The sequence below is a fragment of the Nonomuraea roseoviolacea subsp. carminata genome (assembly GCF_024172185.1).
Taxonomy (GTDB): Bacteria; Actinomycetota; Actinomycetes; order Streptosporangiales; family Streptosporangiaceae; genus Nonomuraea; species Nonomuraea roseoviolacea.
On the sequence record NZ_JAMZEC010000001.1, the window covers coordinates 2,343,672 to 2,359,107 of the forward strand.

A 15,436-nucleotide genomic window follows, 5' to 3' on the forward strand; every position below is an offset into this window, starting at 1 on the left:
GGCGGGCGATCTGCCGCCGGGCGGCTCGCTGTCAACGCAAACAGGCCACCGGTCAGCTGATCCCGCGGCAGGCTATGAGGGTGCCGCGCATGATGAAGCGGGCCTACAAGTACCGCTTCTACCCGACTCCCGGGCAGGCCACAGAGCTTGCCCGGACCTTCGGCTGCGTGCGACTGGTCTACAACAAGGCTCTGGAAGAACGGACCCGCGTCTACACCTTGCACGGGCGCCGTGTCTCCTACGTGGAGACCTCTGCGGCGCTGACGGCGTGGAAGAAGACACCGGAGCTCTCGTTCCTGGGCGAGGTGTCGTCGGTACCGTTGCAGCAGGCGCTGCGCCACCTCCAGGCAGCGTTCGTGAACTTCTTCGCGCGTCGCGCCAAGTACCCCGTCTTCAAGGCGCGCAAGAAGTCTCGCGCGAGCGCTGAATACACCCGCAGCGCGTTCCGATGGCGAGACGGTCGGCTCACCCTGGCGAAAATGGACGCGCCGCTGGACATCGTGTGGTCGCGCCCGCTGCCGGAAGGCGCGCAGCCGTCCACGGTCACCGTGTCGAAGGACGCGGCCGGGCGCTGGTTCGTATCCCTTCTGGTAGAAGAAGCCATCACGCCGCTGCCACCGGCCGAGCGGTCGGTGGGCGTCGACGCGGGTATCACGGCGCTGGTCACTCTCTCGACCGGCGAGAAGATCGCCAACCCGACGTTCGAGCGGGCCGACCGGCGCAAGCTGGCCCGTGCCCAGCGGGTACTCGCCCGCAAACAGAAGGAATCCAACAACCGGATCAAGGCTCGGCTGCGCGTGGCGAAGGTGTACACCCGGATCGCCGACCGCCGCCGGGACTTCCTGCACAAGGTCACCACACGGCTCGTTCGCGAGAATCAAGTGATCGCCGTGGAAGACCTGACGGTGCGCAACATGGTCAAGAACCGCTCGCTGGCCGGCGCCATCGCGGATGCGTCCTGGCGGGATCTGCGGATGATGCTGGAGTACAAGGCGGCCTGGTACGGGCGCACGCTGGTAGCGGTGGACCGCTGGTTTCCCTCCTCCAAGCTGTGCTCGGCCTGTGGGACCATGCGCGACAAGATGCCGCTGAACGTCCGTGAGTGGACCTGTCCCGCCTGCGGCGAGACGCATGACCGGGACGTCAACGCGGCACGCAACGTGCTCGCCGCCGGGCTGGCGGAGAGCTGAAACGCCTGTGGAGCTGGTGTAAGACCTCAACGAGAGTCCTCTCGGGAGGGCGACCGGCGACGAAGCAGGAAGGCCGACCGGCGACGGTTGGAATGCCCTCCCTTCGCTTCGGGGAGGGTGGAGGTCAAGCGTTCTCCTGAGTGATGACGGCCCGGCCGGGGGCGCCCGCCACCGGGGCGAACTCGACCGTGGTGATCCGTTTGGGTCCGGTGACGGCCACGCGCAGGGTGTCGCCGTCCCGGGTGGCCACGACGACGGTCACGCCATCGGTGTCGTGGATCTCTGTACGGCTGTCGCCGCCCCCGAAGGCGACCAGCGTGAGCTCGGCCGGCGTGGTCACCGTGTCACCGGGGTCGGTGACCGGCAGGAGCGCGCCGTGCCGGACGAACAGCGGGATCTGCTCCAGCGGCTTGGCGACCCGCACGTAACCGGGCCCGGCCAGCACCTCGCCGGTCCAGTAGTCGACCCACTCCCCGCGCGGCAGGTAGACCTGGCGCGTGCCGTCCGGTGAGGTCATGGGGGCGACGAGCAGGTCGCGCCCCAGCAGGTACTCCAGGTCGGCCTGCCAGGCGACCGGGTCGTCCGGATGGTCCACGCACAGGGCGCGCATCATGGGGGCGCCGGTCCTGGCCGCCTCGACGGCCGCCGCGTAGAGGTAGGGCATGAGCCGGTAGCGCAGCCGCAGCGCCTCGACGGCCCGCTCCTCGACGGCCGGGAACTGCCACGGCTCGCGGCTGGTGGTGCCGTGCAGGCGCAGCAGCGGCGACAGGGCGCCGAACTGGGTCCAGCGCACGTACAGGTCGTCGGTGGGCCGGCCGGTGAAGCCGCCCGCGTCGTGGCTCCAGAACGGCACGCCGGACAGGCCGTGCGCGAGCCCGCCGCGCAGCGTGCTGCCCATGGCCGCGTAGCTGGTGTAGGTGTCGCCGCCCCACTGGGCGCTGTGCCGCTGGCCGCCGAGGTAGGACGAGCGCGCCCAGACCAGGGTGTGGCCGTGGACCTCGCGGGTGACCTCGGCGACGGCGTCGTTGAACAGCAGCGTGTAGACGTTGTGCAGGTCGGTGCCCGTCATGCCGTTGGCGGCGACGGCGTCGTGCGGCACGCCCTCGGCGAAGTCGGTCTTGAACGCCTGGACGCCCTGGCGCAGCAGCGGGCGCAGCAGGCCCTGGAACCAGGCGACGGCCTCGGGGTTGGTGAAGTCGACGATGCCGCAGGGCGGGAACGAGCCGTGCCAGCAGTCGGCGACGTACGCCTCCTCACCCGCCGTTTTCAGGAAATATCCGGCTTCGGCGGCTTCGAGGAAGACGGGGCTGAGGTGGGAGACGTACGGGTTCATCCAGAGGCAGACCTTGAACCCCATCCCGTCCAGCTCGGCCAGCATCGCCTCCGGGTCCGGGAAGGTCTCCGGATCCCAGCGCAGGTCCGACCAGTGCCCCTCCTTCTGCCAGTACGTGTCGAGGTGCAGCACGTCGCACGGGATGCCCTTCGCCCTGATCGTGCGCGCCCTGGCCAGCACCCGCTCCTGGCTGTCCACGAAGAACCCCGAGGAGATCCACGTGCCGAACGCCCACTTCGGCGGCAGTGCCGGGCGGCAGGTCAGCCGGTCGTAGCGGTCGAGCACCTCGGCCGGGGTCGGCCCGGCCAGCACGTAGTAGTCGAGGACGTCGTCGGGCACGAGGATCTGCACGACGCTGTGGGTGGACTGGCAGACGTCGAACTCGGCCGGGGCGCCGCTGTCGAGCAGCACGCCGTACCCCCTGCTCGACAGGTACAGAGGCACGTTCTTGTAGGCGCGCTGCGACTCGGCGCCGAAGGCGTCGAAGTTCCACATGACCGGCCGCTGCCCGCGCTTGTCCAGCGGTGTGAACGACTCGCCGAACCCGGTGAACGCCTCGTCGGGGGCGGCGGCGAGGCTCTCGTGGTAGGCGACGGCGCTTCCGCCCGCGCTCGACCGGCCGAACGGGAGCGTGCGCAGCCGGCCGCTGATGTCGGTGTGGCCGCGATCCTGCTCGACCAGGGTCCGGCCGGAGGCGTCCACGAAGCGCAGGTGCCACGGCGTGAGGCTGATCTCGGCCCGGATCGAGCCCGCGTCGATCACGATCGGCTCGCCCGGCGTGACCCCGGCACGGGCCCCTGCGTACGTGCCGGGGGTCACCAGCGCGACGGCCCGCTCCGAGCGGGGCCGGGCCGACGGGTCCTCCGACAACCGCACCCGGATGACGCCCTCACCGGCCACGCCCACCTGGACGACCAGTGCCTCCTCCGCCGTGGTGACCGCCTTCAGCATCACCTCGGCACCGTCGGCCGCGACCAGCTCGGCGGAGGTGACCGCCGACAGGCCGCCCTCGCCGCGCGTACGCACCGGAAGCTCGGGCGGGTCCGCGACAAAGTACTCGTGCGCGACCAACGGGGGGCGGTAGGGCATGGAGGCTCCTTCCAGGGCTTGCGCCAGCTCGTGGATTAGTTTGGTCTCCATACCAACAAACGTCAACGATTCGGCCCGCCCCGACCCTTCCGCGCGACTCCCGCGCCCACCCCCTCTCCCCGAGGGGCCAACCCTTCCAGGGCCTCATGCCGCTCTTCCCGTTCTTCCGCCTCGCGCGGAGGGCGCGGCTCGCGAGAGGGCGGCGCGGAGGGGCTTGGCGGCCGCGAAAAGCGGTGGTGCCGGGCGGCGAGGGGCGCCCACACTGTGCGACGGGGCCCGCGACGCGAGAGGCAGCGCCATGATCGAGTTCTACTCGTCCCAGAGCACCGTCACCGACCCCGGCGACCTGCGCCGGTGGATCGACGCCGTGCCCGCCGACCTGTCCTCGATCCGCGAGGCCGCCGCCCGGCTGGTGTTCCACTACTGGGCCTACGGCGACATCACCGGCCATGGGATCTCCGCCGACCGGATCGGCGAGATCAACCTGCGCTACGCCGACGCCCTGCTGGCCCGCGCCGCCGAGCTGGGGCCCGGCTCGCCGCTCGCCCGGCGCGCTCCGGCCGAGCGGGTGGTCGGCTGCTGCCGCGACCACACGGTGATCTTCCTCGCCGTCGCACGCCACCACGGCATCGCGGCCCGGGCCAGGTACGGCTTCGCCGACTACCTCATCCCCGGCTGGTGGCTGGACCACATGATCCCCGAGGTGTGGGACCCGGCGGAGGGACTCTGGCGGCTGGTGGAGCCGGAGTTCGAGGAGGGCTGGACGCCGCCGGGCGAGACGCGGCCGCTCCCGCTCACCGACGTGCCTCGCGACCGGTTCCTGACCGGGGCGAGGGCCTGGCGGCTGTGCCGGGACGGCCGGGCCGACCCGGAGCGCTTCGTCGTGGCCCCCGGCATCGGGCGGCCGTCGCTGAGGTCGTGGCCGTACCTCGTGCACAACGTCGTGTTCGACCTGGCAGCCATGAACAAGCAGGAGATGATCAGTTGGGACCTGTGGGGCATGCTCGACTCCCCGCACCCGCCGGGCGAGGCGGCGTTCCCCCTCGCCGACGAGCTGGCGGCCCTGCTGGAGGATCCGGCGCTGACGCCGGAGCGGCTGCGGGCGGCCTACGACGATCCCGCGCTGCGCGTGCCCCCGGTGATCGCCACGTACGCGCCGCCCGACCACCGCCGCGAGCGCGTCACCCTACGGCCCGCCCGCGACTGACCGCCCACCCGCCCCGGGCGCGCCGGGGTCAGGGCGCCCTCGGGAGGGTGGGCGGCCGAGGCCATGCGGCGCCCAGGGAGAGTGGGCGGCCGAGGCCATGCGGCGCCCAGGGAGAGTGGGCGGCCGAGGCCATGCGGCGCCCAGGGAGAGTGGGCGGCCGAGGTCATGTGGCGCCTCGGAGGTCACGAGGCGCCGGCGGGCGAGGACTTGCTCCTGCGGGCGCGGTAGGCCGCCGCCTTGACCCGGTTGCCGCATTCCTCCATGCCGCACCACTGCCGGTTGCCGGCGCGGGAGCGGTCGACGAAGACGCGCGTGCACGCGGCGCGCCCGCACTCGCGGACCCGCGACCTCTCCGCCCCGCCCAGCAGACCGACCGCCGCCCGCGCCACCTCGGCGGCGACCGCCTCCACCCCGCCGGTGCGCACGACACCGGCGGGCGTCAGGGACATCCGGGCCGGGGCGCCGCCCGTCTCCTCGTTCACCAGGCGCAGGTCGTCGTCGGGCCAGGCGAGCCCGCGCATGCCGTGGAGCGCCAGCCGGTAGACCGCCTCGCGCAGCGCGCGCACCCGTGCCACGTCGGCGGTGTCGAGGGCGGGCGCCTCGGTGAGCACGCCGGCCTCGACAGCCCATCGCGCCAGGTCGGCGGGGGCCTCCAACAGTTCCTCCGGCTCGCTGCGCCGCCATTTCAGCGTGCCGGCGAGGTCCAGCGCCAGGTTGCCGCTGACGAAGACGAAACTCACGTCACCATCTTGACAGGTGACGGCTCGCGGCCGCAATGTTGGCGTCACCTGCTCAACAGGTGACGCGACGCACCGACGGCCGAGGAGCCGCATTGATCACCGAAGACGACTACCTGTACTTCGCCTGCCGGGCCCTCGACGGCATGCGCGGCATCGTGGAGGGACTGGGCGACGAGCTGGCCAACCGCAGGCCGTCGATCCCCGGGGCGAACTCGCCGTACGCGCTGCTCACCCACTGCCTGGGCGTGGTCTCGTACTGGGCCGGGGCGCTGGTCGCGGGACGGGAGGTCGTCCGCGACCGCGACGCCGAGTTCACGAGCGCGGGCCCCGTGCGCCCGCTCCTCGACCGGGCCGCGGCCGTGCGCGACCGGCTGGCCGAGGACGTGCGGGCCGCCGAGCCGGGCGCCCCGCTGCGCGCCGCCCCGCCGTCCGCCTACCTCGGTCCCGACCGCGAGCTCACCCAGGGCGCCGCCCTGCTCCACGTCTACGAGGAACTGGCGCAGCACCTCGGCCAGATGGAGGTCCTGCGCGACGCCCTCCTGGCGGAGGACGCCCGCCGGGACGGCGGGAAGTCCCGATGAGCGGGGCGTTCGACGTCGTGGACGTCACCCGCCTGCGCTCGGGGCACGGCGTCAAGTGGGGGTCCCTCCCGGCCGGCATCATCGGCGCCTGGGTGGCCGACATGGACTTCGGGGTGCCGCCGGCCGTCCGCGAGAGCATCGTCCGCGTCGCCGAGCGCGAGGACTTCGGGTATCCGTTCTGGCCCGGGGAGGACCCGGTGGTCGAGGCGTTCGAGGAGCGCATGGCCGGCCGTCACGGCTGGCGGCCGCGCCCCGGACGGACCCGCGTGTTCACCGACCTCATCCAGATCCTCCAGGTCATGATCGAGCACGCCACCGCGCCGGGCGACGGCGTCGCGATCCACGTCCCGTCGTACCCGCCGTTCCTGGCCGCCGTCGCCCGCTCGGGACGCCGGATCGTGCCCCTGCCGATGCTGTGGGACGAGACGGGCTGGGGCTTCTCGGCCGAGGGCCTCGCCGACCGGCTGCGCGCACAGGGATGCCGCATGATCGTCCTGGTCAACCCGCACAACCCGACCGGCCGCGTCCTGACCCGCGCGGAGCTCTCGGCGGTGGCCGCGGCGGCCGAGGAGCTGGACCTGGTGGTTCTGGCCGACGAGATCCACGCGGACCTCGTCTTCGCCCCGCATCGGCACGTGCCGTTCGCCTCGCTCGGCGCGGACGCCGCAGCGCGGACGATCACCGCGACCTCGGCCACCAAGGCGTTCAACATCGCCGGTCTGCGGTGCGCCGTCGCCCACGTCGGGCCGGAGCGCGTCCTGGAGTCGCTGGCCGCGGCCCCGCTGGACTACTTCGGCACGCCGAGCGTCCTCAGCCGGGTGGCGACCGTGGCCGCCTGGCGCGAGGGCGGCGCCTGGCTGGACGGCCTCATGCGCACCCTGGACGACAACCGGCGCACGCTGGCGGACTGGGCGGCGAGCTCGCCGTGGGACCTGCGCCACCACACGCCGCAGGCCACGTACCTCGGCTGGCTCGACTTCGCCCGCACGCCGGTGGGGGGCGACTCCCCCGCCGCGTACCTGGAGCGCCACGCGGGGGTGAAGCTCAGCGAGGGGGGCGAGTTCTCGCAGCACACCAGCGTCTCGACCGCCTCGTTCGCGCGCGTCAACTTCGCGACCAGTCCGGCCAACCTGCGCGAGATCCTCTCCCGCGTCTCGGCCGGCCTGGAGGCGGCCTCCGCGGCCTAGATGCCGATGGCGGCCTCCGGCTGCATGAGCCGGCGGGCCGCCTCGGTGATCGAGCCCGACAGCGACGGGTAGACCGCGAACGTGTGCGCGAGCTGGTCCACGGTCAGCCGCTGCTGCACCGCCACCGACACCGCGAGGATCAGCTCGGACGCGCGCGGCGCCACCACCACGCCGCCCAGCACGATGCCGGTGTGCGGCCGGCAGAACAGCTTGACGAAGCCGTCGTTGAAGCCCTGCATCTTGGCCCGCGCGTTGGTCGCGAGCGGCAGCTTGACCACGTTGGCCTCGATCTCGCCGGCCTCGATGGAGCGCTGCGCCACGCCGACGGCGGCGATCTCGGGGTCGGTGAAGATGTTGGAGGCCACGGTCGCCAGCCGCAGCGGCTGGACGGCCTCGCCGAGCGCGTGCCACACGGCGATGCGGCCCTGCATGGCCGCCACCGAGGCCAGCATGAGCACGCCGGTGCAGTCGCCCGCCGCGTAGACGCCGGGCGCGGAGGTGCGCGAGACCTTGTCGACCTTGACGAACCCGCCCCGGTCGAGCTGCACCCCGGCCTCCTCAAGGCCCATGCCGCCGGTGTTGGGCACCATGCCGACCGTCATCAGCGCGTGGGAGCCCTCGGCGGTGCGGCCGTCCTCCAGCGTCACCACGACGCCGTCGGCGGTGCGCTTGACGGAGGCGGCGCGGGAGCGGCCCATGACGTTCATGCCGCGGCGCCGGTAGACCTCTTCGAGCACCTCGGCGCCGTCGGCGTCCTCGTTGGGCATCATGCGGTCGCGGCTGGAGACGAGCGTGACCTCCGCGCCGAGCGAGCGGTAGGCGCCCGCGAACTCGGCGCCGGTGACGCCCGAGCCGACCACGATGAGGTGCTCGGGCAGCTCCTCCAGGTCGTAGAGCTGGCGCCAGGTGAGGATGCGCTCGCCGTCGGGCTCGGCGCCGGGCAGGACGCGCGGGGTCGCGCCGGTGGCGACGAGCACCACGTCGGCGCGGATCGTGCGGTCGCCGGCCTTGACCACCTGCGGGTCGACCAGCCGGCCGCGCGCCTTGATGATCTCCACGCCCTCGGCGGCGACCCGCGCCTCGATGTCGGCCGACTGGGCCTGGGCCAGCTCCTTGACGCGCTTGTTGACCAGCGGGAGATCCACGGTCGCCGCGCCGATGTCGCCGTCGCCGCCGCCCGAGAAGCCGACGCCCAGCGACGGGGCGTCGAGCAGCGCCTGCTTGCGCACGGAGGTCGCGATCAGCGTCTTGGACGGCACGCAGTCGGTCAGGACGCACGCCCCGCCGGGCCCGTCCTGCTCGACCATCGTGACCTGCGCGCCCAACTGCGCGGCCACCAGAGCTGCCTCGTATCCGCCGGGTCCGCCGCCGATGATCACGATCCTTGTCACGTGTACCATTCTCCCGCATCGTCCGGCCTGCCGACGAACGGGGCGGCCATCGTCGCGCTACCCTTGTGAGCTGTGCCTGTCTACGCCGCCTACGGCAGCAACATGGACCCCGAGCAGATGGCCATGCGCGCCCCGCACTCCCCCGTGCGCGGCGTCGGCTGGCTCCAGGGATGGCGCCTGACGTTCGGCGGTGAGGACATCGGCTGGGAGGGCGCGCTGTCCACCATCGTCGAGGATCCCGACGAGCATGTCTTCGTGGTCCTGTACGACGTGCCCGAGTGGGACGAGAACTCGCTCGACCAGTGGGAGGGCGCGGTCCGCGGCCTCTACCACAAGGTCCGGCTGCGGGTGCAGACCCTGGAGGGCGAGCAGGTCGCCTGGTTCTACGTGCTCGACGGTTACGAGGGTGGCCTGCCCTCCGCCCGCTACCTCGGCATCCTGGCCGACGCGGCGGAGCGGGCGGGGGCGCCCGACGACTACGTCAAGGAGCTGCGCGGGCGCCCCTGCAAGTCGCTCGGCACATGAGCGGGTCCGCCTAGCTCAGCGGCTGGTCCTTGGTCTCCTTCAGCGCGAACGCGTAGACGCAGGTCGAGATCAGCGCCAACGCCGAGACGTACCACGGGAACAGGTGCATGTTGCCGGCCTCCTGCAGCGCGGTGCCGATCAGCGGCGCCGTGCCGCCGAAGATCGCGACGGTCAGCGAGTACGGGAAGCCCACGCCCGCCGCGCGCACCCGGGTCGGGAACAGCTCGGAGTTGATGGCGGCCGCGATGGAGGTGTAGCAGCCGAGGAAGACCATGCCGAGGCACTGGACGAACAGCAGGCTGGCGAAGGAGTTCGACAGCATGCCGAGCAGCGGCACCGGCAGGATCAGGAAGGCCAGGCCGAAGACGATGAGCATCGGCTTGCGGCCGATCCGGTCCGACAGCATGCCGAGCAGCGGCTGCAGGACCATGAAGAACAGCAGCGAGATGGTGCCGACCGTGAGCGCGTCGGCCTTGTCGAACTTCACCGTGAGCTGGGCGTAGGTCGGCAGGAACGTCGTCCAGGTGTAGTAGGAGACGGTGCCGGCGACCGTGATGCCGACGATGAGCGCGGCCTTGGTCGGGTAGCGCACCAGGAACTCGAACAGGGCCGGCCGCTCGGCCTTGCCCTCGCGGATCTCCTCGGCGACCGCGCTGGTCTCCTCGGCGCCCTTGCGGATCCACAGGCCGACGAGGCTGATGACGGCGCCGACCACGAACGGGATGCGCCAGCCGTACGAGCTCATGTCGGCCTCGCTGAGGCTCTTGGCGAGGAGCGCGGCCAGGCCGGAGGCGAGGAGCTGGCCGATCGTGGTGCTGACGTACTGGAAGCTGGAGAACAGGCCGCGGCGGCCGGGCGGGGCCGACTCGACGAGGAACGTGGTGGCGGCGGCGAACTCGCCGCCGACCGACAGGCCCTGGATGAGCCGCGCGAGCGTCAGGACGATCGGCGCGAGCACCCCGGCGGCCGCGTAGGTGGGCGTGACCGCCAGCAGCAGCGACCCGCCGCCCATCAGGATGATGGTGAACGTCATGGCCGCCTTGCGGCCGAACCGGTCGGCGAAGGCGCCCACGAGCAGCCCGCCCAGCGGCCGCATGAAGAAGCCGACGGCGAAGACCGCGAAACCGCTGAGCAGCGGGACGAGGCTGTTGTCCGTCTCGGGGAAGATCTGCTTGGAGAAGTAGATCGCCAGGAAGCTGTAGGTGTACCAGTCGAACCACTCGACGACGTTCCCGACGCTGGCCGCCATGAGCTGGCGGACACGGCTGCGGGGGATGCCGACGGTGGACGGCGCAACGGGGGAGGTCGCCACTCGGGGCTCCTTTGCTGAAAGGTGCGGTATGGCCTACTGTGCAAGTGGACGACCGAAACAGTCAAATATCACGGCACATATTTACAAACCCGACATAGAAACGGCTCTCAGTGGACGTTCTGGACCGCCGGCTGGTCGCCGCCCTCCAGGTCAGCCCGCGCGCGGCGTGGGGTGAGATCGGACGGGCGGTCGGCGAACACGAGCGCACGGTCGCCCGCCGCCTGCAGCGCCTGGTCTCCGAGGGGGCCGTGCGCGTCACCGCGATCTACGACGACCTCCGCTCCGGTCACGGGCGCCCCGTCCACCTGCACGTCCAGGTCCGGCCCGGCACCGCCGGCGCGGTCGCCAAGGCCCTGTCCGACCGGCCCGACACCCGCTCGGTCTACGCCCTGACCGGGGTCGCCGACATCGGCTGCGAGCTCGTCTCCCCCTCGCGCGAGGCGCTGCACGACATCATCACCGCGCAGGTGCCCGCGATCGACGGGGTCCTCCAGACGCAGACCCAGGTCGTGCTGCACACGTTCCGGACCGTGGCCGAGTGGCACGCGCCGTACCTCACCGAGCAGGAGGTGGCGGAGCTGCGCCCGGCCGCCGCGGGCGGCCCCCTGCCCGACGAGGACGGAATGTCGCCGCTGGAGCAGGAGATCGCCGAACTGCTCGTCGCCGACGGCCGCATCGCCTTCACCGCCATCGCCGAACGGCTCGACGTCTCCGTGCCCACGGCCCGGCGGCGCGTCACCTCGCTCCTCGAACGCCGGGTGTTGCTGCTGCGCGCCGAGGTCGAGCCCGCCCTGCTCGGCCTGGAGGTGGAGGCCCAGCTCTGGCTCAAGGTGCGCCCGGACGGGCTCGACACGGTCGGCCGCACCCTGGCCGCCCACCCCCACGTGCGGTACTGCGCCGCCACGGCGGGCACCCACTCCCTCATCGTGCAGGTCGCGGTGGCCCACGAGGCCGCCCTGTACCGCCTGCTCACCGAGGTGGTCGGCGACCTGCACGAGGTCACCGGCACCGACGTCACCCTGATCACCCGCGCCTACAAGCGCGGCCATCTCCGCAAGTCCGGCCTTCTCACCCTGGAAAGGACACCATGACTTCCGCCGAGACCCCTGCCACGACCCCCGCCGAGAACGAGGTCGCCGAGCTCTGCACCGAGCTGATCAGCGTCGACAGCAGCAACTACGGCGACGGCAGCGGTCCGGGCGAGCGCGCGGCCGCCGAGGTCGTCATGGCCCGGCTCGCCGAGGTCGGCATCGAGGCCACCTACATCGAGAGCGCGCCCGGCCGCGGCAACGTGATCACCCGCGTGGAGGGCACCGACCCGTCGCTGCCGGCGCTGCTCGTCCACGGCCACCTGGACGTGGTGCCCGCCAACGCCGCCGACTGGTCCGTGGACCCGTTCGCCGGCGAGATCCGCGACGGCTACATCTGGGGCCGGGGCGCCGTCGACATGAAGGACATGGACGCGATGATGCTCGCCGTCCTGCGCCAGCTCACCCGCGACGGCCGCCGGCCGCGCCGCGACCTCGTCTTCGCCTGGGTCGCCGACGAGGAGGCGGGCGGCGTGTACGGAGCCAAGCACCTGACCAAGCACCACCCCGAGCTGTTCGAGGGCGTCACCGAGTCGATCAGCGAGGTCGGCGGCTACTCCCTGGAGGTGGACCCGTCGCTGCGGCTCTACCTCATCGAGACCGCGCAGAAGGGCCTGGCCTGGATGCGGCTCGTCGCCGACGGCACCGCCGGGCACGGCTCCATGCTCAACTCCGACAACGCCGTCACCGAGATCGCCAAGGCCGTCGCCCGGATCGGCGCCCACGAGTGGCCCATCACCCTCACGCCGACGGTCCGCACGTTCCTCACCGAGGTCGCCGCCGCCTTCGGCATCCCCTTCGACGAGAACGACCCCGCGCCGGTCCTCGACAAGATCGGGCCGCTGGTGCGCTTCGTCGGCGCCACCCTGAGCCACACCACCAACCCCACCCAGCTCGACGCCGGCTACAAGTCCAACGTGATCCCCGGCCAGGCGAGCGCCGTCGTGGACGGCCGGTTCCTGCCCGGGCACGAGGACGAGTTCTTCAAGACCGTGGACGAGCTGATCGGGCCGGGCGTGCGCCGCGAGTTCGTCCACCACGACATCGCGCTGGAGACCTCGTTCGACGGCGCCCTCGTCGAGTCGATGATCGCCGCGCTCAAGGCGGAGGACCCGACGGCGCGGGCGGTCCCGTACTGCATGTCGGGCGGCACCGACAACAAGACCTTCTTCGCCGACCTCGGCGTGCGCGGATTCGGCTTCGTGCCGCTGCGGCTGCCCGGCGACATGGACTTCGCGTCGATGTTCCACGGCGTGGACGAGCGGGTGCCGGTCGAGGCGCTGCAGTTCGGCGTGCGGGTGCTCGACAGGCTCCTCCTAAACTACTGAGGTGACCAACGACCCGTACAAACTGGCCGGTGAGGCGGCCGCGGCGCTGAAAGCCGCGACCGGCCTCGACACCTTCGACGTCGCCCTCGTGATGGGCTCCGGCTGGGTCCCGGCCGCGGACGCGCTCGGGGAGGTCGTGACGGAGATCCCGCTCACCGACCTGCCCGGCTTCGCGGCCCCCGCCGTCGCCGGGCACGGCGGCAAGCTCCGCCTCGTCCGCACCGGCGGCGGCCGGCACGCGCTCGTCCTGCTCGGCCGCAGCCACCTCTACGAGGGCCGGGGCGTCGACGCGGTCGTCCACGGCGTGCGCACCGTCGCCGCCGCCGGGGTCCGCACGATCGTCCTGACCAACGCCGCCGGCGGCCTGCGCCCCGAGACGCAGCGCGTGGGCGACCCGGTGCTGATCAGCGACCACATCAACATGACCGGCGCCAACCCGATCACCGGCACCACGTTCATCGACCTGTCCGAGGTCTACTCCAAGCGGCTGCGCGCGCTCGTCCACGAGGTGGACCCCTCGATCGCGGAGGGCGTCTACGTCGCCTTCCGCGGCCCCACCTACGAGACGCCCGCCGAGATCCGCATGCTGCGCACGCTCGGCGGCGACCTCATCGGCATGTCCACGGTGCTGGAGGCCGTCGCCGCCCGCGAGGCCGGGCTGGAGGTGCTCGGCGTCTCGCTGGTCACCAACCCCGGCGCGGGCCTGTCCGACCAGCCGCTCGACCACACCGAGGTCCTGGAGGTCGGCCGCGCCACGGCCGCCCGCATGGGCATCCTGCTGGCCAAGGTCCTCGACCGCGTATGAGCGGCGACACCTCCTCCATCGACCTGGCCGGGGCCGCCCGCGCCTGGCTGGCGCAGGACCCCGACCCCGAGACCCGGGCCGAGCTGTCGGCCCTCCTCGACGCGGGCGACACCGAGGCGCTGCTCGACCGGTTCGGGCAGCGGCTGGAGTTCGGCACGGCAGGGCTGCGCGGCGAGCTGGGCGCGGGGCCCAACCGCATGAACCGGGTCACCGTCATGCGCGCCGCCGCCGGTCTCGCCGCGGTGCTCGGCCCCGGCCGGCACGTGGTCATCGGCTACGACGCCCGGCGCAACTCCGACGTGTTCGCCCGCGACACGGCCGCCGTGCTGACCGGCGCCGGGCTGCACGCCTCGATCCTGCCGTGCCCGCTGCCCACGCCGGTGCTCGCGTTCGCCGTGCTCCACCTGGAGGCCGACGCGGGCGTCATGGTCACGGCCAGCCACAACCCGCCCCGCGACAACGGCTACAAGGTCTACTGGGGCGACGGCTCCCAGATCACGCCGCCGATCGACGGCCGGATCTCGGCCGCGATCGACGCCGTGGGCCGCGTCGACGAGCTGCCGCTCGGCACGCCCGGCACGCTGACCGAGCTGAGCGAGGACCTCGTCGACGACTACATCGACGCCGTCACCACGCTGCCGCTGGGCGACGCCCGCGACCTGCGGGTGGCGTACACGCCGCTGCACGGCGTCGGCGGCGCGACGCTGACCGACGCGTTCCTGCGGGCCGGCTTCCCGAGCCCGATGGGGGTCGAGGAGCAGCGCGACCCCGACCCCGGCTTCCCGACGGTGGCCTTCCCCAACCCCGAGGAACCCGGGGCCATGGACCTCGCCGCCGCGCTGGCCGCCCGCACGAAGGCCGACCTCGTGCTGGCCAACGACCCCGACGCCGACCGGTGCGCGGTGGGCGTGCCGCTGGCCGACGGGTCGGTGCGCATGCTGACGGGCGACGAGGTGGGCGGGCTGCTCGCCGAGCACGTGATCACCCACACCACGGGCGACCGCATGGTGGCCACCACGATCGTCTCCTCCACCCTGCTCGGCAAGATCGCCCGCGCCCACGGCGTCCGCTACGGCGAGACGCTGACCGGGTTCAAGTGGATCATCAAGGCGGGTCCTGGCCTGGTGTTCGGCTACGAGGAGGCCATCGGCTACAGCGTCGGGTCCGCCGCGGGGCTGCCGGTGCGCGACAAGGACGGCATCGGCGCCGCCCTCACGGTCGCGGCCGTCGCCGCCGCCGCCAAGCGCGACGGCCGCACGCTGCTCGACCTCCTCGACGACCAGGCCCGCCGCTACGGGCTGCACGCCACCTCGCAGCTCTCGGTCCGGGTCGAGGACCTGTCGCTGATCGCGGGCGCCATGGCCCGGCTGCGGGCGACTCCCCCGGCCGCGCTGGGTGGCCGCGCGGTGGAGCGGGCCGACGACCTGAGCCGGGGCGACGGCGGCCTGCCGCCGACCGACGGCCTGCGCTACACGCTGTCGGACGGCGCCCGCGTCGTGGTGCGCCCCTCGGGCACGGAGCCCAAGCTCAAGTGCTACCTGGAGGTCGTGGTCCCGGTCACGGGCGACGTTCCGGCGGCCCGCGCCGAGGCCGCCCGCGCCCTCGACGCCCTCAGGGCCGACCTGACCAAGGCCCTCGACCTGCACTGACGTCCACGGCC

The 15,436-nt window shown here is 72.6% G+C and carries 12 protein-coding genes and 1 pseudogene; 9 read left to right on the forward strand and 4 right to left on the reverse strand.

Going from position 1 to position 15,436, the window contains the following annotated elements; translation table 11 throughout:
• Positions 1-92: 92 nt before the first annotated feature.
• Positions 93-1,330 (forward strand): annotated as a pseudogene (locus HD595_RS10510) (RNA-guided endonuclease InsQ/TnpB family protein).
• Here HD595_RS10510 and HD595_RS10515 read toward each other — a convergent pair.
• Positions 1,315-3,612 (reverse strand): TIM-barrel domain-containing protein, encoded by a 2,298-nt coding sequence (locus HD595_RS10515; RefSeq protein ID WP_253768007.1) that lies wholly within the window; start codon positions 3,610-3,612, stop codon positions 1,315-1,317. The pseudogene HD595_RS10510 and the gene HD595_RS10515 overlap by 16 nt on opposite strands.
• Before the next feature lie 298 nt (positions 3,613-3,910).
• On the opposite strand from HD595_RS10515, the gene HD595_RS10520 reads away from it, so the two are divergent.
• A complete protein-coding gene (locus HD595_RS10520; protein ID WP_253768009.1) occupies positions 3,911-4,819 on the forward strand; it encodes a transglutaminase domain-containing protein in 909 nt (302 codons plus the stop codon).
• 182 nt (positions 4,820-5,001) lie between these two features.
• On the opposite strand, the gene HD595_RS10525 is transcribed toward HD595_RS10520, so the two are convergent.
• Positions 5,002-5,559, reverse strand: coding sequence for a CGNR zinc finger domain-containing protein (locus HD595_RS10525; protein WP_253768011.1), 558 nt, complete (start codon positions 5,557-5,559; stop codon positions 5,002-5,004).
• Between the two features lie 92 nt (positions 5,560-5,651).
• Between HD595_RS10525 and HD595_RS10530 the strand changes: the two genes are divergently transcribed.
• On the forward strand, positions 5,652-6,140 hold the full coding sequence (locus tag HD595_RS10530; RefSeq protein ID WP_253768013.1) for a DinB family protein: 489 nt from the start codon (positions 5,652-5,654) through the stop codon (positions 6,138-6,140).
• Complete coding sequence (locus HD595_RS10535; protein WP_253768015.1) at positions 6,137-7,327, forward strand: MalY/PatB family protein; 1,191 nt, start codon at positions 6,137-6,139, stop codon at positions 7,325-7,327. Before HD595_RS10530 ends, HD595_RS10535 begins: the two co-directional genes overlap by 4 nt.
• Here the strand turns inward: HD595_RS10535 and HD595_RS10540 are convergent.
• The gene (locus HD595_RS10540; RefSeq protein ID WP_253768017.1) at positions 7,324-8,718 is read right to left on the reverse strand and encodes an NAD(P)H-quinone dehydrogenase; all 1,395 of its coding nucleotides are present in this window, start codon (positions 8,716-8,718) and stop codon (positions 7,324-7,326) included. The two genes, HD595_RS10535 and HD595_RS10540, sit on opposite strands and share 4 nt — an antisense overlap.
• 72 nt (positions 8,719-8,790) lie before the next feature.
• On the opposite strand from HD595_RS10540, the gene HD595_RS10545 reads away from it, so the two are divergent.
• Positions 8,791-9,243 carry a gamma-glutamylcyclotransferase family protein gene (locus HD595_RS10545; RefSeq protein ID WP_175587710.1) on the forward strand — a complete coding sequence of 151 codons (453 nt, stop codon included), beginning with the start codon at positions 8,791-8,793 and terminating at the stop codon, positions 9,241-9,243.
• A gap of 10 nt (positions 9,244-9,253) precedes the next feature.
• On the opposite strand, the gene HD595_RS10550 is transcribed toward HD595_RS10545, so the two are convergent.
• Entirely contained in the window at positions 9,254-10,555 is a 1,302-nt protein-coding gene (locus HD595_RS10550; protein WP_253768019.1) for an MFS transporter, read from the reverse strand.
• 110 nt (positions 10,556-10,665) lie between these two features.
• On the opposite strand from HD595_RS10550, the gene HD595_RS10555 reads away from it, so the two are divergent.
• From HD595_RS10555 to HD595_RS10570, 4 genes are read left to right on the forward strand one after another with little or no spacing between them, the layout of a single operon-like run.
• Positions 10,666-11,646, forward strand: a complete 981-nt coding sequence (locus tag HD595_RS10555; protein ID WP_253768021.1) for an Lrp/AsnC family transcriptional regulator — start codon at positions 10,666-10,668, stop codon at positions 11,644-11,646.
• Positions 11,643-12,971, forward strand: a complete 1,329-nt coding sequence (locus HD595_RS10560; protein ID WP_253768023.1) for a M20/M25/M40 family metallo-hydrolase — start codon at positions 11,643-11,645, stop codon at positions 12,969-12,971. The genes HD595_RS10555 and HD595_RS10560 overlap by 4 nt, the downstream gene beginning before the upstream one ends.
• A 1-nt stretch (position 12,972) precedes the next feature.
• Positions 12,973-13,776, forward strand: coding sequence for a purine-nucleoside phosphorylase (locus HD595_RS10565; RefSeq protein WP_253768025.1), 804 nt, complete (start codon positions 12,973-12,975; stop codon positions 13,774-13,776).
• Positions 13,773-15,425, forward strand: coding sequence for a phospho-sugar mutase (locus HD595_RS10570; RefSeq protein WP_253768027.1), 1,653 nt, complete (start codon positions 13,773-13,775; stop codon positions 15,423-15,425). The genes HD595_RS10565 and HD595_RS10570 overlap by 4 nt, the downstream gene beginning before the upstream one ends.
• Positions 15,426-15,436: the final 11 nt, after the last annotated feature.